The sequence below is a fragment of the Kitasatospora sp. NPDC058063 genome, assembly GCF_042885395.1.
GTDB classification, from domain to species: domain Bacteria; phylum Actinomycetota; class Actinomycetes; order Streptomycetales; family Streptomycetaceae; genus Kitasatospora; species Kitasatospora lactacystinica.
Map to the genome: position 1 here is coordinate 1 of NZ_JBHVSD010000010.1, position 26676 is coordinate 26676.

Sequence of the window (26676 nt, forward strand, 5' to 3'; positions counted from 1 at the left end):
CCCGGGACCGGTCCCGGGCGCGCCGTCCTGCTCCTCGCCGCTACGGAGCCTTCCCGTCGGCCTCCACCGCCCCGCCCTTCGGCACCGGCGCGGCCTCGGCCCAGTAGCCGCCGTCCGCCGGGCGGCGCTCGCGCAGGTCCGCCCGCACCTCGCCGGCCAGCCGGCGGGTGTCGCGGCGGTTCATGGTCGCGCCGATGCCGGCGCCGACCAGCAGCGGTATCACCGCCGGCAGGTGGCGCAGCGAGCTGCGGGTCAGCCGGCGGCGGACCTGCTGGCGCACCTCCGAGCTGATCGCCAGCGCGGCGAAGCCGGCCGGCCGCACCAGCAGGTTCGCGTCGATCCCCCGGCGGTTGGCCCAGGCGCCGAGGTAGGCGCCGGCCCGCTGGGTGGCACCGCCCTGCGCCGGAGTGCCGTAGACCTCGTGCAGCTCGGCGATCAGCTTGATCTCCACGGCCGCCACCGCGAGCGTCTCGGCGGCGATCTCCAGCGGCATCGCGGGCGGCACCGGCAGCATCGCCGCCGCGCCGACGCCCGCGCCGAGCGCGCTGGAGGCCCGGACGGCGCCGGTGACCAGCAGGTCGGCCAGCTGCTCCGGGAAGGCCGCGTCCGGGTGCTGCGCCCGCAGGGTGGCGAGGTCGCGCACCGGGATCCGGGGCGCGGTCCGCACCAGCTGTTCGGTCAGGGCCCGGCCGCCGTACGCGGCGCCCTTGGCCGTTCCCCTGGCGGCGGCCCGCCCGCCGTGGCCGAGCAGCCGGGCGGTGTGCAGCACCACGGTCCGGCCGCGGCCGCGCTGCTTCGCGGCGTACTCGGCGACCGGACCGACGGGCTGCTCGGACTCCTCGACCAGTTCGGCGAGCTGCTCGCTCAGATCCGGCTCGGGAGCCGGCCGGGAGCGGCCCGGCCTGCGGAAGACTGCCATGGGAACCCGGTGCCCCTTTCGCGACGACGGCACGGCCCTGGGCCGCTCACTCGGCGACCTCCACCCCGCGCCAGAAGGCGATCCGGCCGCGCACGTGCTCGGCCCCGGGCTCGGGGTCGGCGTAGAACCAGGCGGCGTCCGGGTTGGTCCGCCCGTCCACCTCCAGGGTGTGGTAGCCGGCGGTGCCCTTCCAGCCGCACACCGTGGTGGTGTCCGAGGGGCGCAGGTACTCGGCGCGCACCGCCTCGGCCGGAAAGTAGTGGTTGCCCTCGACGACGACGGTGTCGTCGCTCTCGGCGATGACGACGCCCTGCCAACTCGCTGTGGTCATACGGCGATTGTTCCCGACCACGGGTGACCTCACCCCTTCCCGGTTCCGGGCGGTCCAGCCGCGCCGGTCAGGTCAGCGGGTGGGCGTGCACCGGCACGTGGGGACTCTGGTGGCCGCCGCTGGCGAGCATCCGGACCTCGCCGGTGCCGCTGATCTCGGCCCGGACGATGCCGCTCTCGTCCTCGTACACCGGATGGCCGCCCGGCCCGCTCGCGTCGGTGCGGGTGACCACCACGACGTCCTGCGGGGCCTGGGTGCCCGGCGTCCCGGGGAAGGTGAGGGCATAGCGCTCGGCGGGTTTCATCACACGCTCCTGCCTACCCGGCGGCCTCGGCCGGCACGGCGGCCCGCGTGTGCGGGCCGCGGACCTCCAGTTCCGCGAGCAGCCGGGCGGTGGCCTCCGCGACCGCCTCCACCGCCCGGTCGAAGGCCTCCCGGTTGTGCGCCGCGGGGGCGCGGAACCCGGAGACCTTGCGGACGTACTGGAGCGCGGCGGCGTGGAAGTCCTCCTCGTCGGCGTCGGGCGTGACGGGGGGTCGCAGCGTCTTGATGTTGCGGCACATGCTCCCAGTCTCGCGCGCGGGAGCCGTGTCGGCGACCCCCTTTCGTCACACGCACCTCACAGCGCCGTCATCCGGCCGGATTAGGATGCCGGACGAACGAATTCGTCCCATCACCGTGCCACCGCCGTCCCACCTCGGTTCCACCTTCGTCCCGCCGCGCGCTTCCCCGGTCCGTCGGCATCACTCCGGAGTCACCCCCTTGCCTCTCGCGCTGCTCGCGCTGGCCGTCACCGCGTTCGCCATCGGAACCACCGAGTTCGCCGCCATGGGGCTGCTCCCCCAGGTCGCCGACAGCCTCCACGTCTCCATCCCGCAGGCGGGCTGGCTGATCTCGGCGTACGCCCTGGGGGTAGTGGTCGGTGCGCCGCTGCTGACCGCGCTGGCCGCCGGGCGGCCCCGCAAGGCGGTGCTGGTGGCGCTGGCCGGACTGTTCGCGACCGGCAACCTGCTGTGCGCGGTGGCGCCGGACTTCTGGACCCTGGCCGCCGCCCGGCTGATCACCGGGCTGCCGCACGGCGCCTTCTTCGGGGCGGGCGCGGTGGCGGCGGCCGAGCTGGTCGCACCGGACCGCCGGGCCCGGGCGGTGGCCGTGATGTTCTCCGGCCTGACCGTCGCCAACATCGTCGGCGTCCCGGCCGCGACCCTGCTCGGCCAGCACCTGGGCTGGCGGGCGACCATGCTGGTGGTCGTGCTGATCGCGGCCGCCGGGACGCTCGCCATCGCCCGGCTGGTGCCCGCGCTGCCCTCCTCCGGCCAGTCCGGGCTCCGGAACGAGCTGCGGGCCTTCCGCAGCGGGCAGCTCTGGCTGGCGCTGGCCACCGTGGTGTTCGGCTGCGGCGGCTTCTTCGCCTGCTACAGCTACATCGCCCCGCTGCTCACCAACGTCTCCGGCTACGCCACCGGCTCGGTGACCCTGGTGCTCGCGCTGTTCGGCGTCGGCATGACGATCGGCAACGTGCTGGGCGGGTTCGCCGCCGACCGGGCGCTGCGCCCCACCGTGTGCGCGGCCTTCGTGCTGCTCTCCGCCACCCTGGCACTGTTCGCGGTGACCGCGCACGCCCGCTGGTCGGCGGCCGTCACGGTGGTGCTGATCGGGCTGTTCGGCTTCGCGATCGTGCCGGCCGTGCAGACCCTGGTGCTCCGGAAGGCGCGCAGCGCGCCGACCCTCGCCTCGGCGACGGTCCAGGGCGCCTTCAACCTGGCCAACGCCCAGGGCGCGTACTTCGGCGGGCTGGCGCTGGACGCCGGGCTCGGCTGGACCGCGCCGACGCTGGTCGGCGCGGTCCTGGCCGCCGCGGGGACGCTGATCGCGGTGCTCGCCTGGGTGGTCGACCGCCGCCGGCCCGCCCCCGTGGCGACGGAACCGGCGGCGGCCGCGATGACCACCGCCTAGGGCTGGCCCGGTGTCTTCCGGTGGGCCTCATATCTCCCGGTGGGCCTCGGCGAGCAGCTGGTAGCCGGCGCCGTTGGCCCTGATGCCCGCCTTCTCGTCCTCGGTCAGCTCCCGGCGGACCCTGGCCGGGACGCCGGCGACCAGCGAGCCGGGCGGGACGACCATGCCCTGCGGCACCACCGCGCCGGCCGCGACCAGCGAGCCGGTGCCGATCCGGGCGCCGTTGAGCACGGTGGCGTTCATGCCCACCAGCACGTCGTCCTCGACGGTGCAGCCGTGCAGCACGGCGTTGTGGCCGACCGAGATCCGCTCGCCGACCACCAGCGGGAAGCCCGGGTCGGCGTGCAGGGTGCAGTTGTCCTGGATGTTGCTGCCCGCGCCGACACTGATCGACTCGGCGTCGCCGCGCAGCACCGCGCCGTACCAGACACCGGCGCCGGCGGCGACGGTCACGTCCCCGACCACGACGGCGTTCGGCGCCACGAAGGCGCCCGGGTCGACGGCGGGCACCCTGCCCCCGACGGCGGCGATCAGCGGCTCTGCCATGTCTCGTCCTCCTGGTGACGGTGGGCCGTTCGCCCGCCGGTCAGCGTAGGGGGTCGGTCACGGCGCCGTGCGGGCGAGGTCGGTTCCGGCGGCCGCCGGCCGGGCTCCGCACAGCGCGGTCTCGATCACCTTGTTCCAGGCGGCGTTGACGGCGTCGTCCGGGGCGTCGTAGACGGTGGCGTTCGCGGCGAACTCGCGCCTGCCGTCCGCCGAGCCGAGCATCATCGTGCTGTAGCCGGGGATGCCGCCGGCGTGGCCCCAGAAGGAGCCGCAGGGGGTGTCCAGGCGCTGCAGGCCGAGGCCGTAGCTGCGGCCCTCGCCGTTGGCGGTGGTCTGCTGCATGGCGGCGAGTTCGGCCGGGCGCAGCAGGCGGCCGCCGAGCAGGGCGTCGAGGAAGGCGGTCAGGTCGGCCGTGGTGGAGACGCCGGCGCCGGAGGGGCCGGCCATCGAGGGGTTGAACAGGGTGACGTCCACCGGGCCGGTGTCGGCCTTGTAGTAGCCGTGGGCGTACCGGCCGGGGAGGAAGGGCGAGTCGCCGGGCATCCAGGTGCCGGTGAGGCCGAGCGGGCGGATGATCCGGCGGGTCACCTCCTCGTTCCAGCTGTGGCCGGTGAGCTTCTCGATGATCATCCCGATCAGGATGTAGTTGGTGTTGGAGTACTGCCAGTCCCGGCCGGGCGGGAAGGCGGACGGGTACCGGTTGGCGATGTCCACCAGGTCCTGGAGGCCGTAGTGACGGAAGCGGCCGCCGTCGAGCCACTGCGGCCGCCGGAAGTCGAAGGCCTGGTCCTGGGTGTAGTCGGCGACGCCGCTGGTGTGGTTGAGCAGTTGCCGGACGGTGATCGCGGTGCTGTTGGGGACGACGCCCGGCAGCAGGCACTCCAGGCGGTCGTCGAGGTCCAGCCGGTGCTCGCCGACCAGTTGGAGCAGCGTGGTGGCGACGAAGGGCTTGGTGGCGCTGCCGATCCGGAAGGAGCCCCGGGGGTCGGCGGGCGCGCCGGTGGCGAGTTCGGCGACGCCGGTGGCGTTGCGCCAGACCACCCGGCCGTCCTGGCGGACGGCGGCGAGGGCGGAGGTCGCGTAGCCGGGGTCGGTCATCCCGGCGAGGGCGGCGTCGGCGGCCTCCCAGTCGGCGCGGCCCTCGGGGGTCGCGACGGCGCCGGCGCGGACGGCGGCGGAGCCGTGCGGGCCTCCGCACCCGGCGGCGGCCGGACCGGCGGCGGGCCGGGCGACGGCGGCGGGGGCGAGCGCGACCAGCAGGCCCGCGCCGACGGCGGCCGCGACGGCGGTGCGCAGGATCGGCCGGCGGCGCCCGGTGGTCGGCGCGGTCCGGGCGGTGGACGGAACGGTCGGGGCGGCGGTCATGCCGGCCTCCCTGGTCTGGGTCGTGGCAGAGTCGTCAACCGGAGCGCGGGCCCCGACTTCTGACACTCTGCCAGGCCTTCCGCCGCCGGTCCTCGGCCTGGGGGCGGGGTCCGACCCGGAGCGAACCCGGAACGGCCCCGGAGCCGTACCCCGAGACGGCTCGGGGTGCGGCTCCGGGTACGGCTCCGGGACGCGTCAGGCGAGCGGCGCCTTGGTGCGCAGGACCTCGACGAAGGCGCGCAGCCATCCCGGGTGGTCGGGCCAGGCGCGGGCCGAGACGACCGTGCCGTCCACCACGGCCTCGCCGTCCACGAACTCGGCGCCCGCCGCCTTGATGTCGGGGGCCAGTGCCGGGTAGGCCGAGGTGCGGCGGCCGTTCAGCACGCCGGCGGCGGCGGTGATCAGCGGGCCGTGGCAGATCTGGGCGACGGGCTTGTCCTCGGCGAAGAAGTGCTGCGCGATCCGCTGCACGTCCGGGTCGTTGCGCAGGTACTCGGGGGCGCGGCCGCCGGGGATGACCAGGGCCACGTAGTCGGCCGGGTCGACGTCGGCGAGGGCCACGTCGGCGGGCCAGGTGTAGCCGGGCTTCTCGGTGTAGGTGTCGAACCCCTCGACGAAGTCGTGCACCACGAACTGGAGGCGCTTCTTCGTCGGGGCCGCGATGTCGACCTGGTAGCCCTCCTCGCGCAGCCGCTGGTACGGGTAGAACACCTCCAGTGACTCGGCGGCGTCCCCGGTGACGAGCAGGATCTTCGATGTCATCGCCGACATCCCTCCACGTGGTCGAGCCTCAGGTCGGGTACGGGCCCCGGGCGGTGGCAGCCGGCCCGGGCCCGGTCCAACCTCCCGTACCGGGGTCACCGTTGGCAACGGGGCGCACCGGGCGCGCAACAGCGCATGCGGACGTGCGCGCGCCGGTTGCGGGGAGTGAGCGCCGGTGGGACGCCCGGCTGCGGAGGCCGGCGGCCCGGGTCCTAGAATCCTGCTGCCCACGACCGTCCCCCTCCCGGAGAAGCCCATGCCCGACCGCACCACCTATCTCGTCCTGCCCGGCTACCAGAACTCCGGCCCCGAGCACTGGCAGACCCGCTGGGAGGCGGCCGAGCCGGACTCCTTCCGCCGGGTCGAACAGGCGGACTGGGACCACCCGGAGCGGACGGACTGGGTGGCCCGGGTGGACGCGGCGGTGGCCGAGGCCGCCGCCCGGGGCCCGGTGGTACTGGTCGCCCACAGCCTGGGCTGCGTCACGGCGGCCCACTGGGCGGCCACCGCCGTCGGCGCGCGGACCGCCGCCGTCCGGGGCGCGCTGCTGGTGGCCCCGGCGGACGTCGACACCGCCGAGGTCCCGGAGCTGGTGGGCTTCCGCCCGGTGGCGCTGGAGCCCCTGCCGTTCCCGGCCGTGGTGGTCTCCTCGACCGACGACCCGTGGGTCTCCCCCGAGCGGGCCCGCGCGTTCGCCGCCGCCTGGGGCGCCCGGTACGTCGAGCCGGGCGCGTACGGGCACCTCAACTCCGACTCCGGACTGGGCGACTGGCCGGAGGGCCGGAAGCTGCTCGCCGAGCTGTGACCGCGACCACGGGGGAACGGGGAACGGGGGCGGAGGGACGATGAACCGGGGGACGACGAACCGACGCACGTCCCGGTCCAGGCGCGTCCTGGTCCGGCTGCTGGCGGCCGGCGGACTGGCCGCCGTGCTGCTCTACACCGAGGGGCAGTGGGAGAGCCGGTCGGGCGGGCGGATGCTGGTGGCCGACCTGTTCAACCGGCCGGAGCTGCTGCTCGGCGGCGCGCTGGCGGCGCTGATCGCGGCCGCCTGGCTGGGCGACCTGCGGGCCGCGGTGCGGACGGCCACCCGGGCCGTCACGGTGACCGCCGGGGTGGTGTTCCTGCTCGGCGTGGTGGCCGCGCACAAGGTGTCGGCGGCCGAGACCCGCAGCCGGGAGGACGCCCCGGCCGGGGCCGAGCGCGCCCTGGTGGTGGTGCACCGCTCGTACGCCACCGGGCCGGAGTCGGGCGAGCACTGGCAGGTGCTGCTGGAGAGCGGTGAGGGCTGGTCGGCCCGGCGCTGGTCGCTGGCGGACGTCGGCAGGGACCAGGGCGACGCCCGGCTGGTGGAGGCGAGCTGGACCGGGCGGGCGCAGATCACCGTGGTGACCGACTCCTACCGGCGGGTTTTCAACCTCGACCAGGACAGCGGGGAGCCGGTCGCGGCGCGGTAGCCCGGCCCGGCCCGAGGCCGTCGCCCGTCGCCCGTCGCCCGTCGCCCGTCGCCCGTCGCCCGTCGCCCGTGGGCAGCTGGGCAGCTGGGCGTCACTGCTCCGTCATGTGCGCGATCATCTGCTCCCGGACCCGGTCGAGGTGGCGGGCCATCACCTCGGCGGCGCGGTCGGCCCGGCCCTCGGCGACGGCCTCCGCGAGGTGCTCGTGGTCGGCTATCGAGGCCTCGGTGTGCGAGGCCGGCACGTTGTGCCGGCTGCGGAGCACCGCGATCTGCTGGTGCACGCGCTCCACCTGTTCGGCGATCCGGGGGCTGCGGGCCGCGTCGAGCAGCGCCTGATGGAAGTCGAGACTGCTGCGGTGGGCGAACCGGCGGCCCCCGCTCATCAGCTTCCTCGACTGTTCGCACGCCCGGCGCAGGGCCGTGACGTCCTTGCGGTCGCGCCGCTCGGCGGCCAGGCGCGCGGCGGCGGTCTCCAGCGCGGACCGCAGCTCGAAGAGGGCCTCGACCTCCCGCGGGCCGGCCTCGAAGACGACGGCGCCCTTGTTGGGCACGTGCACGAGCAGGCCCTCGCTGACGAGCTGCCGGATGGCCTCGCGCAGCGGCCCCCTGCTGATGCCCAGCTCGCGGGCGACCTCCACCTCGTTGATCCGGGTTCCGGACGGGATCTCGCCGGTGAGGACGCGCTCGCGGAGCGTGCCCACGAGCTGGCCCGCCAGGCCGCGCCGGAGGGTCTCTGGCATGGGTGGTGTCCGTCCGTTCGGGACTGGCCGCCGCTGTCGTCCGGCCAGGTCGGGGGGTGTGCCCGGGGTGATGGGCCGGAGCGCCGTGGCGTCGGCGGCCGACGGTGGCACAGGGCCGCGTCCGAGTATGTCAGCACCCGGCGGGGGCACCGGCGCGGACCACGTTAAAGTGATAACTGTTGACACTTCGAGTCGTCCTTTCGGCCGTGGGGCCGAGGAGAGGGGAATGCGCTGTGCACGCGATGGTGGCGGAGGTGTGGCGAGGTGACTTCCTGGAGTCGGTGCACCACGGGACGGTCCTCGCACTCGGTCCTGACGGGCGGACGGTGCTGAGCGTCGGCGAGACCGACCGCCCGATGTACCCCCGGTCGTCCAACAAGCCGCTCCAGGCCCTCGGCATGCTGCGGGCCGGACTCGACCTGGACGGCGAACTGCTGGCCCTGGCCTGCGCCAGCCACTCCGGCGAGGCCTTCCACCTCGACGGCGTCCGCGAGATCCTCGGGGGCGCCGGCCTCGACACCGGCGCTCTGCGGTGCACGGCCGCGCTGCCCATCGGGGAAGCCGCACTGCGGGACCACCTGGCGGCCGGCGGCGGCCCCACCGCGCTGACGATGAACTGCTCGGGCAAGCACGCCGCGATGCTCGCCACCTGCGTCGCCAACGGCTGGGACACGGCCACCTACCTCGACCCCGGCCATCCCCTGCAGCGGGCCCTGCGCGACACCGTCGAGGACCTGGCCGGCGAGAAGGTCGCCGCGACCGGCGTGGACGGCTGCGGAGCCCCCCTGTTCGCCATCGGCTACCGCGGCCTGGCCCGGGCCTTCGCCGCACTGGCGACCGGCCCCGCCGGATCCCCGGAACGGCGGGTCGCCCGGGCGATGAACCGGCACGCCGAGTACGTCGGCGGGACCGGTCGGGACGTGACCCGCCTGATGCGCGCGCTTCCCGGCTCGGTCGCCAAGGACGGCGCGGAAGGGGTCTACGCCCTGGCGCTGCCCGACGGCTCCGCCGTCGCGCTCAAGATCGCGGACGGCTCCACCCGGGCCCGTCCCGTGGTGCTGGCCGCCGCGCTGCGACGGCTCGGCGTCCCCGTGGACACCGACGACACCCTCGCCGAACTGGCCGTCGTCCCCGTCCTCGGACACGGCGAACCGGTCGGCGCGGTGCGCCCGGCCCGGGCGCTCCTGGACGGTTCGCCGCTCCGGCCCGCCGAGCCCGGCACCACCGAGCCCGTCACCACCGCTCCGACGGCCTGACGGCCTGCCGCCGCCCGGACGCACGGCGGCACCCCCGTCCGCCCGCGCGCCGCGGCCCCGCACGAGTACGGGTACTCGTGCGGGGCCGGGCGGCTCACCGGTCCTCGGGGTCCGCGGTGCCGGGCGGGGCGAAGGGCCCGGTGCGGCCGGGGGTCGGGGTGCCCCCGCGCGGCCTGCCGGTGTTCCCCGGGCCGCCGGTGGCGGGGGCGACGGTGCAGCCGGCCGAGCCCGGCGTGCCGCCGGGAGTGGGGCAGTTGGTGTCCCGCCGCACCGGGTCCGGGATGTAGACGGTGGTGAAGTCCTTCTCCGGCATGCTCCGCACCGCGTCGCTCATCGCCTGCTGCCAGATCGGGCCGGGGCCGGTGGCCCCGAAGACCTCGGCCTGGTACTTGCCGCCGATCCGGATGTTGCGCATCGGCACCTTGGTACCGGGGCTGCCCAGCCAGACCGAGCCCGCCAGGTTGCCCGTGTAGCCGGTGAACCAGGCCGACTTCTTCTCGTCCGTCGTCCCGGTCTTGCCGGCGATCTGGCGGCGGTCGTCCAGGCCGAGGTCCCGCGCGGTGCCGCCCTTCTCGGTCACCCCGAGCAGCACGCTGTTGATCACGTCGGCGGTGTCCTCGGACATCACCGGGGTGCACCGGGCCGGGGGCACCGGCACGTCGGCGCCGTCCACCGTGGTGATCCGGTTGATCGCCATCGGCGTGCAGTAGGTGCCCCGGGCGGCGAAGGTCGCGTACACGTTGGCCATGGTCAGCGGGCTGACCTCCTGGGTGCCCAGGCCGAGCGCCGGCACCTCCTGCAGCGCCGAGCCGTCGGCCTTGCCCTCCATGCCCAGCTTGTTGGCCATCTGCTTGACCGCGCAGAGGCCGATCTCCTGCTCCATCTGCACGAAGTAGGTGTTCACGGAGAGCGCCATGGCCTGCTTGAGCTCGTACGGGCCGACCTCGGAGGTGCTCTCGTTGGGGATGGTCCCCTCCTTCTTCCCCTTGCTGAGGTTCTTCCAGGTGCCGTCGCAGGTCCGCATCGTCGGCCAGTCCATCCGGTTGGGCGAGTCGTACCGCTGGGTCTTCGACAGCCCGGCCTCCAGGGCGGCTGCGGCCACGATCGGCTTGAAGTTGGAGCCGGGCTGGAAGCCGATGCCACCGCCCATCGCCGCGTCCACGTTGTAGTTGACGACGGTCTCGTTCTTCTCCTTGGCCAGGCCGTACGGGCGGGTCTGCGCCATCGCCAGGATCTTGCCGCTGCCGGGCTCGACCATCGTCATCGCGGCCGAGACCGGGTCGGTGACGTACACCTTGGTGGAGACGGCGTTCTGGGCCGCGGCCTGCTTGTCCGGGTCCAGCGTGGTGTAGATGTTCAGGCCGCCGGTGTCCCACAGCTTCTTGCGCTCCGCCGCGCTCTTGCCGAACGACGGGTCCTGCTTGACCACGTGGCGCACGTAGTCGCAGAAGAAGCCCATCCCGGCCTGGGCGGTGATGCAACCGTTGCGCGGGTCCTTGTAGTTGAGGCCGAGCGGGGCGGCCTTCGCCTCCCTGGCCTGCTCCGCGGTGATGTGCTTGTTCTCCACCATCTTGTCGATGACGGTGTCGCGGCGCTTCTGGGCGGCCACCGGGTGCAGCTTCGGGTCGTACTGGGACGGGTTCTGCACCAGCCCGGCGAGCATCGCCGCCTCGGGCAGGACGAGGTCCTTGGCGTCCTTGCCGAAGTAGCGCTGGGAGGCGGCCTGGATGCCGTACGCCTGGTGGCCGTAGAAGGTGATGTTGAGGTAGTTGGTGAGGATCTGCTCCTTGGTCAGGTCCTCCTCCAGCTTGATGGCGTACCGGAGTTCCTGGATCTTGCGGCCGAGCGTCTTGCGCTGCGCCTCGCGCACCGCGTCCGGGTCGTCCCCGGCCTTCTCGACGTTGACGTTCTTGACGTACTGCTGGGTCAGGGTGGAGGCGCCCTGGACGGCGGCGCCACTCTCCGCGTTCTTGGTGATCGCGCGCAGGATGCCCTTGAGGTCGACGGCGCCGTGCTCGTAGAACCGGGCGTCCTCGATGTCGACCTGCGCCGTACGGATCAGCGGGGACATCTGGTCGGCGGGTATGACGGTCCGGTCGCGCTCGTACACCTTGGCGATCAGACCGCCGTTGGCGTCGAAGATCTGGGTCGCCTGGCTCAGTGGCGGGGTCCTGAAGTCGTCGGGGATGCTCTCGAAGCCCTCGGCGCCGTTCTTCGCCCCGAGTCCGACCGCCCCGGCCGCCGGGAGGATCAGGCCCGCCAGCAGGATGCCGCCCAGCACGCTGGCGCCGAGGAAGGTGGCCGCGTGGCCCAGGATGCCGAGCGGGGTCTCGCGGCGCCTCGGGCGCGGCACCCAGGTGTCGCCCGGGTCCGAGGCGGCGGGTATGCGGCTCTTCGGTGACATAGATCGAACATTACGGCCGTCAACAGGCCGTGGGGGGCGGGTGCCGGTGAAGGATTGTCACAAAATCGCGACGGATTCGACTCATTCCCGGGGGCCGAACGGGCGTGCACGCAGGAACAAGGGCCGTTCGTCCACGGCCCGTTGCCCCCGCACGCCACCTCGCGCCCCCGCTCAGCCCGCCGGGCAGAAGACGTCCCGGGCCGGGCGGCGGCCGGTGACCAGGTAGTCCGTCACCACCTGGTCGCCGCAGGCGTTCCCGTTGGCCCGGTACACGTCGTGGCCGCCCGAGTCCACCGCCACCATCCGCGCCCGGTCCCCGAAGGCCGCCCGCAGCTTGAGCGCACCGGCGTACGGCGTCGCGGGGTCGCGCAGGTTCTGGGTGAGCAGCACATTGGCCGGGCCGCGGCCGGTCACCCGCACCGGCGGCTCGGCGGGCGCGAACGGCCAGAAGGCGCAGGGCATCACGTTCACCGGCAGGCCGGCGGTGAGCGGACGGGCGGCGCGGTCCGCGGTGACGGCCTTGGCGTAGCCCGCCGGGTCGGTGGGCCACTTGACGTCGTTGCAGAGGGTGCCGACCGAGACGGCGAGGGTGTTCTGCACCGCCTTCAGCTCCCGCTCGCCCGGCTTGGGCGGGACGGGCAGCGGAGCACGGCCGAGACCGGCCAGCATCAGCCGGGCGAGGACCGGGAACTTCGCGTCCGCGTACATGCTCTCCAGCAGGGTCTCGCGCAGCACGTTGCCGTTCAGCTCCGCCGGGTTGGCGCCCTCCCAGGGCAGCGGGGCCCGGTCGAGGCGGGCGGCGAGGTCGAGGAAGAGCGGGCGGACCTCCTCGGGGGTGTCCGCGACCCGGTCCGGGTTGTCCGGGGCCGACGCCCAGGCGGCGAAGTCGGGGAAGCGGTCCTCCACGCCCCGGCCGTAGTTGTCCAGCCAGCCGCGCCCGACCCGGGTCGGGTCCGGGTCGTCGTTGCTGTCCAGCACGATCCGGTCGGTGCGCTCGGGGAACATGGTGGCGTAGACCGCGCCCGCGTAGGTGCCGTACGAGACGCCCCACACGGAGAGGCGGCGCTCACCGAGGGCGCGGCGCACGCTGTCCATGTCGCGGGCCTCGTTGGCGGTGGAGATGCTGCGCAGCACCGGGCCGCCGTTGCGCGCGCAGGTCTCGGCGACGCGGCGGGCGGTGGCCAGGTTCCCGTCGATCGAGCCGTCGGCGGCCGGCCAGGGACGCACCTTGACCATCGACAGGTCGGCGGTGTCCAGTCCGCAGCTGACCGGGGTGGAACGGCCGACGCCGCGCGGGTCGAAGCCGACCACGTCGTAGCGGTCCCGGACGGACTGCGGCAGGTGCCCCGCCATGCCGTGGACGAGGTCGAGGCTGGAGCCGCCCGGTCCGCCGGGGACGGCCAGCAGCACGCCGCGGCGCAGGCCGGGATCGGCGGCGGTGATCCGGGAGACGGCGAGGGTGATGCGGGGGCCGTTCGGGTCGGCGTAGTCCAGCGGGACGGTGACCTCGGCGCAGCGCTGGGGGCTGTCGGCCGGGGCGTCCGGGCAGGCGGCCCAGGCCAGGCCGTCCCTTCCGGGCGACGCGGTGCCGGCCGCGCCGGCGGGCAGGGCGCTCAGCGCGGTCACGGCGAGGGCGGCGGCCGCGGTGACCGCGGCGGCGATGGTGCGGGTGGGCTTCGTCATGCCCAAGAGTCTGCTGCGGCACGGGACTTGGTCCCATCCGGACAGCGGGCCGGTCAGGGGTGGGGAAATCCCCCGGGGACGGGATGGAGACCGCCGCCGGTCGCGGTCTCCAGCCGTGGAGCGTGAGGGCGGTGGGCGGGGCCGGGTTCGCCGGGCGGGGCCGGGTTCGCCGGGCGGGGCCGGGTTCGCCGGGCGGGGCCGGGTTCGCCGGGCCCGTTCGCTCAGAGGCCGAGCAGGCCCGGGTCGGCGGCCAGGGCGCGCAGCGGCTCGCGCGGGTCGGCGACCAGCCTGCGCTCCGTCAGGTCGAGGATGCCGCCGACACCGGTGATCTCGGCGGCCAGCACGCCGTCCTCGCGGACCAGCCGCTGCACCAGCTGGAAGGTCTTGCCCTCCCGCCAGGTGAACGAGCAGCCCACCTCCACCGAGTCTCCCGCGCGCAGCTCCCGCAGGTACTTGACCGTGGTCTCCAGGACGACCGGGCCGACCCCCTCGGCGACCAGGTCCGCCTGGCGGATCCCGGCCGCCCGGAGGTACTCCCAGCGGGCGTGCTCGGCGTACTGGAGGTAGACCGCCTGGTTGAGGTGCCCCTGGGAGTCGGTCTCGTACCCGCGGACGGTGATGCGCGTGGTGAAGTCCTGATCACTCATGCCCGCACGCTACTCCGGGCCGCGGGCGTGCCACCTCGCGTCCTGCGTCACCCCGTCACGCCGTCACGCCCTCGTGCCGTCATGCCGTCATGCCGTCAGGTCCGGCCTCCGGGATCACCCGGTCAGGACGTCCAGCACCGGCGCGAGGGCGTCCGGGCGCCGGTCGACGGGCAGGTGCTCGACGGGGTGGAAGCCGCAGCCGAGCGCGGTCGCACCGCCGTCGCAGGTGCGGTCGTCGCCGACCATCAGGACGTCGGCCGGGGCGAGCCCGAGCCGCTCGCAGGCGATCTCGAAGATCACCGGATCGGGCTTCTGCGCGCCGACCTCGTACGACAGCACGTAGACGTCGACCAGCTCCGCCAGGCCGTACGCGCGGAAGACCGGCCGCAGGTCCCAGCCGATGTTGCTCACCACCGCGACCGGCACGCCCCGGCGGCGCAGCTCGCGCAGCACGGCGGCGGTGTCCGGGTACGGCCGCCAGTTCGCGGGCGCCCAGTGGGACTCGTAGAGGGCGTCCACGTCGAGGGCGGCGGGCGGCTCGGCGTCGCGGGTCAGCGCGGTGTACGCGGTCCGGTGCAGCTCGGGGGTCAAGTCCCGGGTGTCCCACGCCGGCTGGACCTCCGGCCGGATCCGCCGCGGCGGCACCCCGCCGGGCAGGGCACCGAACTCCTCCAGCCGGGCCACCAGTTCGGCCTCCTCCCGGGCCGGCAGGACGAGGCCGGTGGCGGCGGTGTGGGCCGCCAGCCACTCGGCGGTGGAGACGACGCTGAAGAGGGTGCCGGAGAAATCGAACATCACGCCTTTGGTCATGGACCCCGAGCTTAGGGCGTGCCTTGTGGATCTTGTCGGAGCAGGGCAGGGTCGGATCAGGGCAGGGTGAGAATGCGCGGGCCGTCCTCGGTGATGGCGACGGTGTGCTCGACGTGGGCGGCGCGGCTGCCGTCGACGGTGCGCAGGGTCCAGCCGTCCGGATCGGTGCGGTGGTCGTCGCGCCCGCCGGCCAGCAGCATCGGCTCGATCGCCAGCACCAGGCCGGGGCGCAGCGGGTAACCCCGCCCCGGGCTGCCCTCGTTGGCCACGTGCGGGTCCTCGTGCATCCGGCGGCCGATGCCGTGCCCGCCGTAGCCGTCCAGCAGGCCGTAGCGGCCGGCGCGGGCGACGGTGCCGATGGCGTGGGCGATGTCCCCGGTCCGGTTGCCGACCACGGCGGCGGCGATGCCCGCTTCCAGGGCGCGCCGGGTGGTCTCGATCAGGGCGGTGTCCTCGGGGCGGGCGGTGCCGACGGTGAAGCTGATCGCCGAGTCCCCGGCCCAGCCGTCCAGGAGGGCGCCGCAGTCGATGCTCACCAGGTCGCCGTCGCGCAGCCGGTAGCCGTTCGGGATGCCGTGCACCACGGCGTCGTTCACCGAGGCGCAGATGACGGCCGGGAACGGGACGGGCGCGAAGGACGGGCGGTAGCCGAGGAACGGCGAGGCGGCCCCGGCGGCCTTGAGCACGCCCCGCGCCACCTCGTCCAGCTCCAGCAGGCTCACGCCGGCCGTCGCCTGCTCCCGGACGGCTGCCAGCGCCTGCGCGACCACCCGCCCGGCCTCGCGCATCGCGGCCAGCCCGGCGTCCGACTTGAGTTCGACCATGGTGCTTCTCTCCTATGGATCCAATTCTTATACCGGTATTTGTATCACGGTCGCGGGGGCGTGGGCGCCGGGCGGCGAGGGGGCCGTAGACTCGTCGGCATGGTGAGGACTCCGCTGACCCCGTGGGAGCGCGAGCGCGGCGAGCGCTTCGGGGCGCTGCTGCGCGAGGCGCGCGGCGAGCGCAGCATGGTCGAGGTGGCCGCGGCGGCCGGCGTCTCGGCCGAGACACTGCGGAAGATCGAGACCGGCCGGGCACCGACACCGTCCTTCTTCACCATCGCGGCGCTGGCCTTCGCGCTCGACCTGTCCATGGACGACCTGGCCGCCGCGTGCGCGCCCCCGGAGAGCGGCGAGGCGCTCTCCGCCTAGCGCACCGCTCCGCGGCGCCCGTACGCGGACCGTTAACATCCGGTGACGCGGTCTCCCGGATATTGTCACAATCAAAACTTGACGCGTTTATGCCACAGGACTAGCGTCGTCATTCGTCGGCCTTCTTGGTTTTCACCGCCGAATCGATTTCCGAAGCCCTCCTCAAATCCCGTGATGACGTCGCTCGCGGGAATTTCGGTGTCCGTCGAAACGCGGCGCGACACCGTCCGCCGAACGATCTTCATCGGTTTCCCCAGGAGCTGAAGACATGGTCGCCCCGCGCCCGATTCGCACGCCCAAGGAACTGCTCGCACAGCAACTCGTCCCCGAGGAAGAATTCGCGACGATCACCGACGTCGCCAAGAAGTACGCCCTGAGCATCACTCCCGCCATGCGCGACCGGATCGTCGAGCTCGACGATCCGATCGCCCGTCAGTTCGTGCCCACCGGCCAGGAATTGATCTCCCTGCCGGAGGAGCGGGAGGACCCGATCGGCGACGACCCCTTCACCCCCGTCAAGGGCATCACCCACCGCTACCCGGACCGGGTGCTGCTCAAGCCGGTGCTGGTGTGCCCCGTGTACTGCCGGTTCTGCTTCCGCCGGGAGGTGGTCGGCCCCGGCGACTCCATGCTGAAGGAGGGCCAGCTCGCCACCGCTCTGGACTACATCCGCAGTCACCCGGAGATCTGGGAGGTGATCTTCACCGGGGGCGACCCGCTGATCATGTCCCCGGGCCGGCTGCGGCCGATCCTCGCGGCGCTCGACGCGATCGAGCACGTCAAGGTGATCCGCTTCCACACCCGGGTACCGGTGGTGGATCCGGACCGGGTGACCGAGGAACTGGTCGGGGCCCTCACCCTGGACACCCCGGTCTGGGTCGTCGTGCACACCAACCACAGCCAGGAGATCGGCCCCGGCGCCCGTCGCGCGCTGCGGCTGCTGGCCGGCTCCGGCATCCCGCTGGTCAGCCAGACGGTGCTGCTCAAGGGGGTCAACGACACCCCCGAGGCACTGGAGGACCTGTTCCGCACCCTGATCGTGAACCGGGTCAAGCCGTACTACCTGCACCACGGCGACCTCGCCGTCGGCACCAGCCACTTCCGCACCACCATCGCGGAGGGGCAGGCGCTCGTCCGCCGGCTGCGCGGCCGGGTCTCGGGCATGTGCCAGCCGACGTACGTGCTCGACATCCCCGGCGGCCACGGCAAGGTGCCGATCGGCCCTGGCTACCTGAACGGCGACGGGACCGTGACCGACCCGTGGGGCATCACCCACACCTACCCGCCCCGGAGCAGCACGGACTGATCCTGCGACAGTGCCCGGGGAGCCGACCGGCCGACCGGTCCGACGAGCACCGAAGGGAACCCACCGGCCCATGGTCACCGAGCCCACCCCGTGCCGACCGGACCCCGCCCTCCCGACCCGCTCCCGGAGCTCCGCGACCGGCGTGATCGGCAACGCCGTCCGCCACCCGGGCGGAACGCTGACCCTGATCGGGGCCTCGGCGATCTGGGGCCTGTGGACCACCGCGGAGAAGTACGCCCTGCGCGGGCTCCCGGTCGTGACGGTGCTCGCCGTCTCCCTGGTCACCGCCGCCGCCCTGCCCTGGGCCCTCCTGCTCCACCGGGGCCACCGGCGCCCGCCGCGCGACCAGCTGCGGCGGCTCGCCCTCCTCGGGCTGTTCGAGCCGATGGTCGGGTACGGGGCGATCGGACTGGGGATGGCGCACATCGACGCGACCCAGGCCTCCGTCCTGCGCGGCTCGGAGGCGTGCTTCGTGGTCGCGCTGGCCGCGCTGGTCGGCCGCCGGGCACCCACGCCGCGCGCCGTCGGCGGCGTGGTGCTGGGCGCGGTGGGCATCGCGGCGCTGGGCGGGAGCCACACCGTGTTCGGGCTCGGTACGGGGGACCTCCTCGTCCTGCTCGGCACGGTGGCGGCCGCGGCGGCCACCATCCTCACCGGACGGATCGTCCGGGACACCGATCCGCTGGTCGCCACGGCCTACCAGTTCGGCTTCGGGCTGCTGTTCACCGTGCCGCTGATCGCCGGTCAGTGGCTGCTGGGCGGCGGCCTGACCACCGGCGGGGCCGACCCGCTGCACTGGCTGGTCGCGGCCGGGGTCTGCGGCGGCGGGCTGGCGGGCGCGTTCCTGATGTACAACCGCGCCGTGACCCGGACCCCGGTCACCACGGCGGGCGTGCTGCTGAACATCATCCCGGTGTTCGGACTCGCCTTCGCGGTGCTGCTGCTGGGCGAGCGCATCGACGCCTGGCAGTACGGCGGGGCCGCGCTGATCCTGGCCGGGATCTTCCTCTTCTCCGAGGCGGACACGGCGTAGCGGCGGCCCCGACGGCGGCGGCCCGCCCTGCGCGCGGTGCGCGGGGCGGGCCGTCGTCGTGCCGGCGTCCGGCCGGGGGTCAGCCGCGGCGGTTCCGGCGTTCGACCGGGGTCAGCCGCGGCGGCTCCGGCGTTCGGCCGGGGCGGTTCAGCCGACCGAGCTGTTGTAGCTCTCGATCGCCGGCTGGAGCTCCTTCGCGGCGTCGGCCAGGGCCTGCTGGGCCGGCTTGGTGCCCGCGATGGCCTGCTCGATCGCGGTCTCCACGCCCTTGCGGGCCTGCGGCATCACGCCGAGCAGGCAGCCGGCCGTGGCCGGGGTCGGCTTGGTGGCCTTCAGCTGGTCGATCGCGGTCTGGAACTGCGGGTACTTGGCCACCCACTCCTTGTCCTTGGGGTCGTCCAGGGACTTGGTGTTGACCGGGAAGTAGCCGGTGCCGGTATGCCAGACGGCCTGCTGCTCGGGGGCGGAGACGAACTTCTCGAACTCCCAGGCGGCGCGCTTCTCGGCGTCCGAGTGGCCGGGGCCGCTGATCCACAGCGAGGCGCCGCCGATCACCGGGCCGCCCTGGTCGGCGGCGTCGACCTTGGGGAAGGCCGCGGTGCCGACGCCGAACTTCGCGGCCTCGGTGTAGCCGCGCAGCACGCCGGTGGACTCCAGGTGCATCGCGACCGTGCCGGCCTTGAACGCGGCCTGGGCGTCGTCGGTGGTGCGGCCGGTGTTGGCCGCGTAGCCGCCCTTGACCAGGTCGGCCCACCACTGGACGATCTTGGCGCCCTGGGCGGAGTCGAAGACGACCTTGCCCGCCTTGTTGCCGCGGCCGTTGTCGTTGTCGCAGTACATGGCGCCGGACTCGGCGAGCAGCTGCTCCACGAACCAGCCGTAGATGGCGGCGCCGAAGCCGTACCGGACGGTCTTGCCGTCGGCGTCCTTCTTCGTCAGCTTCTTGGCCAGCTCGCCCAGCTCGTTGAGGTCCTTGGGCGCCTGCGCCGGGTCGACGCCGGCCTCCTTGAAGGCATCGGTGTTCAGGTAGAGCAGCGGCATCGAGGAGTTGAACGGCATCGACTGGAGCTTGCCGCCGACCGAGTAGTAGTTGCGGATGTTGGCGTCGAGGTCGTCCAGCGAGTAGCCGTCCTTGTCGGCGAAGGCCTGGGCCGGGACGGTCTGCTTGGAGTCGATCATGAACCGGGTGCCGATGTCGTAGACCTGTGCCAGGGCGGGGGTGCCCTTCTGCTGCACCGCGGCCTTGTACTTGGTGACCAGCTCGTCGTACTTCCCCTGGAACTGCGCCTTGACCTCGATCTTGCCCTGGTGGGCGGCGTTGAACTGGCCGACCAGCCCGTTCAGCACGTCGGCGTTCTTGCCGGTCATCGAGTGCCAGAACTCCACGCTGGTGACACCGGAGGCCTGGTCGAGCGCCTGGGCGCCGGGCGCTCCGGCGTCGGAGGAGCCTCCGGAGCCGGAACCGGAGCCGCTGGAGCTGCAGGCGGTCAGGGAAAGGCCGGCCACCAGCAGGGCCGCGAGCGCGCGCGCACTCTTCTTCACGAGGGTTCTCTCTCTATCCGGGAAAGCGGGGGACGTGGACGGGACACGCGGTCAGCGGACGGCGCCCGCGGTGAGGCCGCGGACGATGAAGCGCTGGCCGAAGACCACCAGGGCGAGGGTGGGCAGCAGGGAGAGCACGACACCGGCCAGGATCAGCCCGGGATCGGCCATCTCGGAGTCGCGCAGCGAGGTCAGACCGATCTGGAGGGTCTGCATGTTCGCCGTGCGGGTGATGATCAGCGGCCAGAAGTACTGGTTCCAGGCCGACAGGAAGACGTAGATCGACAGCGCCGCGAGGGCCGGCTTGTTGAGCGGGACGACGATCCGCCACAGGAAGCGCCAGTGGCCGGCCCCGTCGATCCGGGCCGCGTCGCGCAGTTCGCCGGGCAGCTGGCGGAAGGCCTGGCGCAGCATGAAGGTGCCGAAGCCGGAGGCCAGGAAGGGCAGCACCAGGCCGAAGTAGGTGTTGCCGAGGCCCCAGCCGGACAGCGTCAGGTAGTTGGGGATGATGATGGCCTCCCACGGGACCATCAGCGTGGCCAGGAACACCCCGAACACCACGGCCCGGGCCTTCATCGGCAGGAACACGAACGCGTACGCGGCGAGCACCGAGGTGAACAGCTGGGCGAGCGTGATGGCGGTCGCCACGATCGCCGAGTTGGCGTACTGGCGGGCCAGCGGGATGGCCTCCACGGCGCCGGAGAAGTTCCGTCCGGTGACCGAGTGCGGCACCAGGGCCGGCGGGTAGGAGGAGAGTTCGGACGGGCCCATGAAGGCGCCGGCGATCGCGTAGTAGACCGGGAAGGCCACGGTGACGACCGCGACGGCGAGCAGCAGGTAGACGGCGGCGCGGCCGAGCAGGTCGCGCGGGGAGCGCCCGGCGAGGGCACGGGCGCGCGGGCGGGGCGTCCCGGCCCGGGCCCCGGTCTCGGTCTCGGTCTCGGTGGTCATGGTGGTCATGCGTAGTGCACCTTCCGCTCCAGGACGCCGAACTGGACGGCCGTGCAGGCGAGGACGACCACGAGCAGCACCACGGCCTGGGCGCTCGCGGTGCCGAAGTCGCTGGAGCCGTAGGCGAAGGCCTTCTCGTAGACGGAGTAGACGAGGGTCCGGGTGGAGCCGTCCGGCCCGCCCTTGGTGAGGATGTGGATCTGGCCGAAGCTCTGGAGCGCGTGGACGGTGGAGACCACGGTCAGGAAGAACAGGTTCGGGCCGAGCATCGGGACGGTGATCGAGCGGGCCAGCCGCAGGCCGGAGGCGCCGTCGATGCGGGCCGCCTCCAGGACCTCCCCCGGGATCGAGCCGATGCCCGCGGAGAGCACCAGCACGTTGTAGCCGAGGTTCATCCACACCGTGGTGACGGCCACCGAGAGCAGCGCGTACCGGGAGTCGGTCAGCCAGCCGACCGGGCCGAGGCCGACGTGCGAGAGCAGGCCGTTGAGCACCCCGCTGGCGGGGTTGAAGAACACCGCGAAGACCACCGAGGCGCTGGCCACCGAGAAGGCGAAGGGCAGCGCGAACGCCGAGCGCAGCAGCCGAACGCCGCGGATCCGGTTCTCCAGGAGCAGCACCAGCGCCAGCGCGCCGAGCACCCCGGGCACCACGGTGAGCAGGGTGAACAGGGCCGTGGTCGTCAGGGTGCGGCCGAAGTCGGCCGAGGCGAACAGGTCGGTGTAGTGCTTCGTCCCCACGTAGCGGGAGGGCGCGCCGAAGAGGTCGTTGGCGTGCCCGCTGAGGTAGACGGTCCGGCCCAGCGGGTAGCCGATGAAGAGGACGAAGACAACCAGGGAGGGCAGCAGGAAGGCCCAGGCGAGCCCGTGTTCGCCCCAGCGCCCTCCCCGTGGGGAGCGGCGGCCCGGGAGGGGCCCGGTGTGCGGTGCGGTCGGCATCTTTCGCGCGTCCGCCTTTCGTGATGTCGGTTCCGGCCGAAACCGTGTCTTGCCCGAACGACGGCGTGGAAACCCCGTGGTGATCAACGGGTGTCGCCGGGATTACGCGTTCGCGTCAGATCCGGCCGGTCGTGCCCGGACGGGCGGCGGAGGGGCTGCGCACCGGCGGCGGGCGGGCTGTCGAGCGGTTCACCGCGTTGTCGGAGGGGTGGCGTACGGTGCGCGGGTGGACGAAACGGAATTCGACATCCCGGCGGCAATGGCCGAAAGTGTGCGCTCCCGCGCGGGTGCCTGGGCGCTCGTCAGGGGCTTCGCCGCCTACTGGGGCGAGCCGCTGGGGCCGGGCGACGGCTTCACGGACGCGGAGCTGGACGCGGCCGAGCGGCGGCTGGGCCTGCGGCTGCCGGTGGCGCTGCGCGAGGCGTACCGGCTGTTCGGCCGCCGGGCGGATCTGACCAGCAGCCAGGATGTGCTGCTGACGCCGGACGAGCTGCACGTGCTGGACGGCGCGCTGGTGTACCGGGCGGAGAACCAGGGCTGTGCGCACTGGGGCGTGCCGCTGGACGCCCTCGACCTGGAGGACCCGCCGACGGTGGGCCGGCTCGACCTGGCGGACAAGTCACAGGAGCGGTGGGAGCCCTGGGAGGAGCGCTTCTCCACGGCGGCCGCGGCGATGGCGCTGATGGAGAAGCTGCTGGAGGAGCACGAGCTGACCGACTTCCTCGAATTGGAGGACGAACTGCCGGACGTTCTGCGGGAGTTGCCCGCTCTCGGCCGCAACTTCCGCTGGTACCAGGGCCCGGAGGTGCTGGTCGGGGTGGCCGAGCAGGCCTGGGTGGTGGCCCGCGCCCGCACCCCGCAGGCGCTGGACGCGCTCTACGGGGTGCTGCCCGGGGAGTGGCTGGGCGAGTAGCCGGCCGGCCGGGCGAAGGAGGTTGCCGGGCGGAGGGTCGGAGGGGCTGCCCGGCGGAGGGGCGGGTCAGGCGGAGGAGCCGCCGTCCAGCACCAGGTCGCTGCCGACGGTGTAGCCCGCCTCGTCGGAGGCCAGGTAGAGCACCGCGGCGGCCACCTCCTCCGTCGCGCCGACCCGGCCGACCGGGACCTCGGCCCTCATCCGCTCGGCCTTGGCCTCGGCGTCCTCGCCCGGCCGGGAGGACATCGGGGTGTCCACCGCGCCGGGGCTGACGGTGTTGATCCGCACGCCCTCGGCGATGTGGTCGAGGGCGGCGGCCCGGGTCAGCACGGTGACCGCGGCCTTGCTGGCGGCGTAGGCGCCGACGCCCGCGATCCGCTTGTGGGCACCGATGTTGGACGAGACGTTGACGATCGCGCCGCCGCCGTGGGCCCGCATGTGGGCGATCTGCGCCTGCATGGCGAGCAGGGTTCCGGTGACGTTGACACCGATCACCCGCTGCCACTCCGCCTCGTCGATGTCGGCGACCGGGCCGGCGGCGCCGAACACTCCGGCGTTGTTGACCGCGACGTCCAGGCCGCCGAACCGCTCGACGGCCTCCCGGACCAGCCGGGCGGCGTCCTGGGCGTTCGTCACGTCGCCGGTGAGCGCGACCGCCTTGCCACCGGCCCGCTCGATCAGCTCGACGGTCCCGGCGAGCGGGCCGGCGCCGCGGCCGGCGACCGCGACCCGGGCGCCCTCACGGGCGAAGGCGAGCGCGATGGCCCGGCCGATGCCGCTGCCGGCGCCGGTCACCAGGACGGACTTGTCGGCGAAACGCGTGGTCATGAGGTGAACTCCTTGATGCGGTCGGTGTGTTCGGTTGCGGTGGGGCCAGTGGGTCCGATGGTCCGGGGCAGGGCGGCGACCGCGACGGCGGTGAGCGCCAGCCCGACGGCGGCCGCCGCGAAGGCCGCGGCATAGCCGCCGACCACGCTCGGGCGGGTGGCGGCGAGCGCCATCAGGGCGGCCAGTCCGGCGGTGGGGCCGAGTTCCATGGCCGTGTTGAACACTCCCGCGGCCAGTCCGGTGCGCTCGGGCGGCACCCCGCCGGTGGCGAGCACGGTCGCACCGGCGAAGGCCGCGGCGGCGCCGGCGGGCAGCAGGAGCAGTCCGGGCAGCAGTCCGAGGGCGTAGCCGCTGCCGGGGCCGAGCCCGGCCAGCAGTCCGAGCCCGGCGGCCGCCAGGGCGAGGCCGCCGGCGGTGACCGCCACCGGGCCGTACCGGACGCTCAGCGGGCCGGCGAGCCGACCGGAGAGCAGCAGGACGGCCGCGTACGGCAGGAAGGCGGCGGAGGTGGCCGCGGCGCTCCAGCCGCGCAGCTGCTGGAGGTAGAGCGAGAGCAGGACGAAGGTGAGCGCGGTGCCGGCGGCGGTGGCCATGACGGCCGCGAGCGTGGTGGCCCGGCGCCGGTCGGCGAGGAAGCCGGGCGGCAGCAGCGGGTCGGCGGTGCGGCGTTCGGCGGCGGCGAAGGCCGACAGCAGGAGCGCCCCGGCGACCAGCGGACCGTACGTCCCGGGGCTGCGCCAGCCGTGTTCGGTGGAGGCCACCAGGGCGTAACTCGCCGCGCAGACACCGGCGGTGGCGAGGGCGGCACCGCGCAGGTCCAGCGCCGGGCGGGCGCCGGCCGGGGCGGCCGCGGGCAGGGCCGCGGAACGGACGAGGCCGAGCAGCGCGACCAGTACGGGCACCGCGAACAGCCAGCGCCAGGAGACCGCCGCGGCGACCGCACCCGAGACGACGCTGCCGACGGTGGCGCCGAGCACCGACAGACCGCCCCAGGTGGCCATCGCCCGCCGGTAGGCGGCCGGTTCGGGGTGCAGCACCCGGACCACCGCGACCGCCGCCGGGGCGGTGAGGGCGGCGCCGACGCCCTGCACGAAGCGGCTCGCCAGCAGGACGGGGTAGCCGGGCGCGAGGGCGCAGGCGATCGAGGCGGCGGCGAGCAGTGCCAGGCCGGCGCGGAGCACCGGGCGGCCGCCGTGGCGGTCCGTCAAGCGGCCGCCGAGCAGCAGCAGGGAGCTGAAGGAGAGCCCGTAGGCGGCGCTGAGCAGCAGCACCCCGGACGGGCCGAGTCCGAACTCCCGCGCCACCAGCGGCAGCGGCACGGTCAGGATCATGATCGTGAAGATCAGCACCGCCTGGACGACGCCGAGCAGCGCGAAGCCGTACCGGCCGGTAATGATGACGGCCATGTAAAACCCTCCCCCCTATAAAGACCGTTCGGTCCAGAATGAGCCCCGAAAAAGACGCCGGCCCGGGCCGGCCGGCGTCAGTCCAGCAGTGCCAGCGCCTGCTCGGCGGCGTCCCGCGCCCGGGGCGCGCCGTCGGCGGTCTTGCCCACCACCCGGATGCCCTGGAGCAGCACGACCAGCATCCGGGCGAGCGTCCGAGGATCCCGCCCGGCGGGCAGTTCGCCCTGCGCGGCGGCCCGCGCCAGGGCGGCGGTGAGCAGCGTCTCCAGGCGGTCGAGACTCGCCTCCACCCGACGGGACGCCGCCGGGTCGTGCGGGGCCAGCTCCACCGCCGTGTTGGTGACGAAGCAGCCGCGCCGCCCCTCCTCCTCACCCGTCACGGCGTACCGGCGGACCAGCGCCCTGACCGCCGGCAGCGCCGGACCGGGCTGGGAGAGGTCGAGCAGCCGCGCCGAGTCGCTCTGCTCGCAGTAGCGCTCCAGCGCTCGCAGGTACAGCTCGCGCTTGCTGCCGAAGGTCGCGTAGATGCTCGCCCGGGCGATGCCGAGCCGCTCGACCAGGTCGGCCATCGACGTCGCCTCGTAGCCGCGCTGCCAGAACAGCTCCAGGGCCGCCTGCAGCGCCGCGTCCGGGTCGAATTCCTTCGTTCGCGCCATGCCGGGAACAGTAGCCCTTTCTGGACCGAGCGGTCAAGAAAGAGCAACTATTGGTCCAGACCTGATCTCTGACGGAGCATTGCCAAGTGGACTAGACCAAGGCTACCCTTACCGCTCCCATCCACCTCCTTCCCCCACAGGAGGCGTTTCGCATGCCCGCACACCGCCCCAACCACCCCCGGCAGACCGCCGACGCCGCCAGACCCGTCGTGCTGACGGCCTTTCGGATCGTCGTCGGCCTGCTCTTCGCCTGCCACGGCGCCGCCTCGCTGTTCGGCGTACTCGGCGGCGCCAAGGGCGGCGGCACCGTCCCGCTCGGCCAATGGCCCGGCTGGTGGGCCGCGCTGATCCAGCTGGTCGGCGGCGCCCTGGTGCTGCTCGGCGCCGGCACCAGGGTGGCCGCCCTGCTCTGCTCCGGCTCGATGGCCTACGCCTACTTCACCGTCCACCAGGAGCACGCCCTGCTGCCCCTGCAGAACGGGGGCGAGGCCTCGGTGCTGTTCTGCTGGGCCTTCCTGGCCATCGCGACGCTCGGCTCCGGCCCGTACGCCCTGGACCGGCTGCCCACCCGCCGGCCGCCGGCCGCCGCGGCCGAACCGGCGGTCCGGCCGACGTCGACGGTCTGACCGGCCGGCCCGCACCAACCACCGCCCGGAAAAGCTCACCTGACGGTACGTCGGCCGTCAGCGGCCCGACGGGCTCTCAGCGGTCCGACGGGCTCGCAGCGGCCAGGTGCCGCTCGACCGAGGCGACCTTGGCGGTGAGGCCGTCGGTGACCCCGGCCCGGTCGTCGATCTTGATGACCGTGCTCACCCGGTTGCCGTACGCCTTCACCGCCTCGATCGCCGCCCTGATCACCGGCATCACCTCGTCCCACTCCCCCTCGATGCTGGTGAACATCGCGTCCGTGCGGTTCGGGAGACCGCTCTCCCGCACCACCCGGACGGCGGCGGCCACCGCCTCCCCCACGTCCTCGCCGATCCCCAGCGGGGTCACCGAAAAAGCTGCGATCACGGCTCTGCGCTCCTTGTG

Annotated in this window: 29 protein-coding genes; 9 read left to right on the forward strand and 20 right to left on the reverse strand. The window is 73.8% G+C overall.

The window, feature by feature from the left end; all coding sequences use genetic code 11:
* Positions 1-40 precede the first annotated feature (40 nt).
* From ACFVUY_RS18730 to ACFVUY_RS18745, 4 genes are all read right to left on the reverse strand, one after another.
* Positions 41-919, reverse strand: coding sequence for a hypothetical protein (locus tag ACFVUY_RS18730; protein ID WP_387731121.1), 879 nt, complete (start codon positions 917-919; stop codon positions 41-43).
* Positions 920-965: 46 nt separating this feature from the next.
* Positions 966-1250: a DUF427 domain-containing protein gene (locus tag ACFVUY_RS18735; RefSeq protein ID WP_387695493.1), complete on the reverse strand. Its 285-nt coding sequence runs from the start codon at positions 1248-1250 to the stop codon at positions 966-968.
* A 67-nt stretch (positions 1251-1317) separates the two neighbouring features.
* Positions 1318-1554, reverse strand: coding sequence for a DUF6296 family protein (locus tag ACFVUY_RS18740; protein WP_359912519.1), 237 nt, complete (start codon positions 1552-1554; stop codon positions 1318-1320).
* 13 nt (positions 1555-1567) lie between these two features.
* Positions 1568-1813 (reverse strand): DUF2277 domain-containing protein, encoded by a 246-nt coding sequence (locus tag ACFVUY_RS18745; protein WP_359912516.1) that lies wholly within the window; start codon positions 1811-1813, stop codon positions 1568-1570.
* Between the two features lie 199 nt (positions 1814-2012).
* Here ACFVUY_RS18745 and ACFVUY_RS18750 point away from each other — a divergent pair, with 199 nt between their 5' ends.
* Entirely contained in the window at positions 2013-3206 is a 1194-nt protein-coding gene (locus ACFVUY_RS18750) for an MFS transporter (protein WP_359912513.1), read from the forward strand.
* A 27-nt stretch (positions 3207-3233) separates the two neighbouring features.
* Here the strand turns inward: ACFVUY_RS18750 and ACFVUY_RS18755 are convergent, their stop codons facing one another.
* The 3 genes from ACFVUY_RS18755 to ACFVUY_RS18765 all read right to left on the reverse strand — a co-directional run bounded on the left by ACFVUY_RS18755 (position 3234) and on the right by ACFVUY_RS18765 (position 5879).
* Positions 3234-3752 (reverse strand): gamma carbonic anhydrase family protein, encoded by a 519-nt coding sequence (locus ACFVUY_RS18755; RefSeq protein ID WP_359912510.1) that lies wholly within the window; start codon positions 3750-3752, stop codon positions 3234-3236.
* Between the two features lie 57 nt (positions 3753-3809).
* A complete protein-coding gene (locus ACFVUY_RS18760; protein WP_387731125.1) occupies positions 3810-5117 on the reverse strand; it encodes a serine hydrolase domain-containing protein in 1308 nt (435 codons plus the stop codon).
* Between the two features lie 195 nt (positions 5118-5312).
* Positions 5313-5879, reverse strand: a complete 567-nt coding sequence (locus ACFVUY_RS18765; protein WP_359912504.1) for a DJ-1/PfpI family protein — start codon at positions 5877-5879, stop codon at positions 5313-5315.
* A 256-nt stretch (positions 5880-6135) separates the two neighbouring features.
* Between ACFVUY_RS18765 and ACFVUY_RS18770 the strand changes: the two genes are divergently transcribed.
* Together ACFVUY_RS18770 and ACFVUY_RS18775 are read left to right on the forward strand one after the other, a co-directional pair.
* Positions 6136-6684: an RBBP9/YdeN family alpha/beta hydrolase gene (locus tag ACFVUY_RS18770; RefSeq protein WP_387731128.1), complete on the forward strand. Its 549-nt coding sequence runs from the start codon at positions 6136-6138 to the stop codon at positions 6682-6684.
* 40 nt (positions 6685-6724) lie between these two features.
* Complete coding sequence (locus ACFVUY_RS18775; protein ID WP_387695488.1) at positions 6725-7336, forward strand: hypothetical protein; 612 nt, start codon at positions 6725-6727, stop codon at positions 7334-7336.
* Between the two features lie 91 nt (positions 7337-7427).
* On the opposite strand, the gene ACFVUY_RS18780 is transcribed toward ACFVUY_RS18775, so the two are convergent.
* The gene (locus ACFVUY_RS18780) at positions 7428-8078 is read right to left on the reverse strand and encodes a GntR family transcriptional regulator (protein WP_387731130.1); all 651 of its coding nucleotides are present in this window, start codon (positions 8076-8078) and stop codon (positions 7428-7430) included.
* Between the two features lie 242 nt (positions 8079-8320).
* On the opposite strand from ACFVUY_RS18780, the gene ACFVUY_RS18785 reads away from it, so the two are divergent.
* Entirely contained in the window at positions 8321-9334 is a 1014-nt protein-coding gene (locus ACFVUY_RS18785) for an asparaginase (RefSeq protein ID WP_387731624.1), read from the forward strand.
* Positions 9335-9428: 94 nt separating this feature from the next.
* Here ACFVUY_RS18785 and ACFVUY_RS18790 read toward each other — a convergent pair whose 3' ends face one another.
* From ACFVUY_RS18790 to map, 5 genes are all read right to left on the reverse strand, one after another.
* A complete protein-coding gene (locus ACFVUY_RS18790) occupies positions 9429-11738 on the reverse strand; it encodes a transglycosylase domain-containing protein (protein ID WP_387731132.1) in 2310 nt (769 codons plus the stop codon).
* A gap of 171 nt (positions 11739-11909) precedes the next feature.
* Positions 11910-13421 (reverse strand): alpha/beta hydrolase, encoded by a 1512-nt coding sequence (locus ACFVUY_RS18795; RefSeq protein WP_387731134.1) that lies wholly within the window; start codon positions 13419-13421, stop codon positions 11910-11912.
* A 221-nt stretch (positions 13422-13642) separates the two neighbouring features.
* Positions 13643-14068: a thioesterase family protein gene (locus ACFVUY_RS18800; protein ID WP_359912486.1), complete on the reverse strand. Its 426-nt coding sequence runs from the start codon at positions 14066-14068 to the stop codon at positions 13643-13645.
* Positions 14069-14182: 114 nt separating this feature from the next.
* On the reverse strand, positions 14183-14878 hold the full coding sequence (locus ACFVUY_RS18805) for an HAD family hydrolase (RefSeq protein ID WP_387695484.1): 696 nt from the start codon (positions 14876-14878) through the stop codon (positions 14183-14185).
* A gap of 56 nt (positions 14879-14934) precedes the next feature.
* The gene (gene map / locus ACFVUY_RS18810) at positions 14935-15702 is read right to left on the reverse strand and encodes a type I methionyl aminopeptidase (RefSeq protein ID WP_387731136.1); all 768 of its coding nucleotides are present in this window, start codon (positions 15700-15702) and stop codon (positions 14935-14937) included.
* A 99-nt stretch (positions 15703-15801) separates the two neighbouring features.
* Here map and ACFVUY_RS18815 point away from each other — a divergent pair, with 99 nt between their 5' ends.
* The 3 genes from ACFVUY_RS18815 (at position 15802) to ACFVUY_RS18825 (ending at position 18410) form a co-directional block, all read left to right on the forward strand.
* Complete coding sequence (locus ACFVUY_RS18815; protein WP_387695482.1) at positions 15802-16071, forward strand: helix-turn-helix domain-containing protein; 270 nt, start codon at positions 15802-15804, stop codon at positions 16069-16071.
* Positions 16072-16339: 268 nt separating this feature from the next.
* Positions 16340-17377 (forward strand): lysine-2,3-aminomutase-like protein, encoded by a 1038-nt coding sequence (locus ACFVUY_RS18820; RefSeq protein WP_387731138.1) that lies wholly within the window; start codon positions 16340-16342, stop codon positions 17375-17377.
* A gap of 70 nt (positions 17378-17447) precedes the next feature.
* A complete protein-coding gene (locus ACFVUY_RS18825; protein WP_387731140.1) occupies positions 17448-18410 on the forward strand; it encodes a DMT family transporter in 963 nt (320 codons plus the stop codon).
* 147 nt (positions 18411-18557) lie between these two features.
* Here the strand turns inward: ACFVUY_RS18825 and ACFVUY_RS18830 are convergent, their stop codons facing one another.
* From ACFVUY_RS18830 to ACFVUY_RS18840, 3 genes are read right to left on the reverse strand one after another with little or no spacing between them, the layout of a single operon-like run.
* Positions 18558-19952 (reverse strand): ABC transporter substrate-binding protein, encoded by a 1395-nt coding sequence (locus tag ACFVUY_RS18830; RefSeq protein WP_387731142.1) that lies wholly within the window; start codon positions 19950-19952, stop codon positions 18558-18560.
* 51 nt (positions 19953-20003) lie between these two features.
* Positions 20004-20912, reverse strand: coding sequence for a carbohydrate ABC transporter permease (locus ACFVUY_RS18835; protein WP_387731145.1), 909 nt, complete (start codon positions 20910-20912; stop codon positions 20004-20006).
* The gene (locus ACFVUY_RS18840) at positions 20909-21841 is read right to left on the reverse strand and encodes a sugar ABC transporter permease (RefSeq protein ID WP_359912458.1); all 933 of its coding nucleotides are present in this window, start codon (positions 21839-21841) and stop codon (positions 20909-20911) included. The genes ACFVUY_RS18835 and ACFVUY_RS18840 overlap by 4 nt, the downstream gene beginning before the upstream one ends.
* A 226-nt stretch (positions 21842-22067) precedes the next feature.
* Here ACFVUY_RS18840 and ACFVUY_RS18845 point away from each other — a divergent pair, with 226 nt between their 5' ends.
* A complete protein-coding gene (locus ACFVUY_RS18845) occupies positions 22068-22754 on the forward strand; it encodes an SMI1/KNR4 family protein (RefSeq protein ID WP_387731147.1) in 687 nt (228 codons plus the stop codon).
* 66 nt (positions 22755-22820) lie between these two features.
* On the opposite strand, the gene ACFVUY_RS18850 is transcribed toward ACFVUY_RS18845, so the two are convergent.
* From ACFVUY_RS18850 to ACFVUY_RS18860, 3 genes are all read right to left on the reverse strand, one after another.
* A complete protein-coding gene (locus ACFVUY_RS18850) occupies positions 22821-23582 on the reverse strand; it encodes an SDR family NAD(P)-dependent oxidoreductase (RefSeq protein ID WP_387695476.1) in 762 nt (253 codons plus the stop codon).
* A complete protein-coding gene (locus tag ACFVUY_RS18855) occupies positions 23579-24988 on the reverse strand; it encodes an MFS transporter (protein WP_387731149.1) in 1410 nt (469 codons plus the stop codon). Before ACFVUY_RS18855 ends, ACFVUY_RS18850 begins: the two co-directional genes overlap by 4 nt.
* 77 nt (positions 24989-25065) lie before the next feature.
* Positions 25066-25644: a TetR/AcrR family transcriptional regulator gene (locus tag ACFVUY_RS18860; protein WP_387731152.1), complete on the reverse strand. Its 579-nt coding sequence runs from the start codon at positions 25642-25644 to the stop codon at positions 25066-25068.
* 152 nt (positions 25645-25796) lie between these two features.
* Here ACFVUY_RS18860 and ACFVUY_RS18865 point away from each other — a divergent pair, with 152 nt between their 5' ends.
* The gene (locus ACFVUY_RS18865; RefSeq protein ID WP_387731154.1) at positions 25797-26270 is read left to right on the forward strand and encodes a DoxX family protein; all 474 of its coding nucleotides are present in this window, start codon (positions 25797-25799) and stop codon (positions 26268-26270) included.
* A 76-nt stretch (positions 26271-26346) separates the two neighbouring features.
* On the opposite strand, the gene ACFVUY_RS18870 is transcribed toward ACFVUY_RS18865, so the two are convergent.
* The gene (locus ACFVUY_RS18870) at positions 26347-26658 is read right to left on the reverse strand and encodes an MTH1187 family thiamine-binding protein (RefSeq protein WP_387731156.1); all 312 of its coding nucleotides are present in this window, start codon (positions 26656-26658) and stop codon (positions 26347-26349) included.
* Positions 26659-26676: the final 18 nt, after the last annotated feature.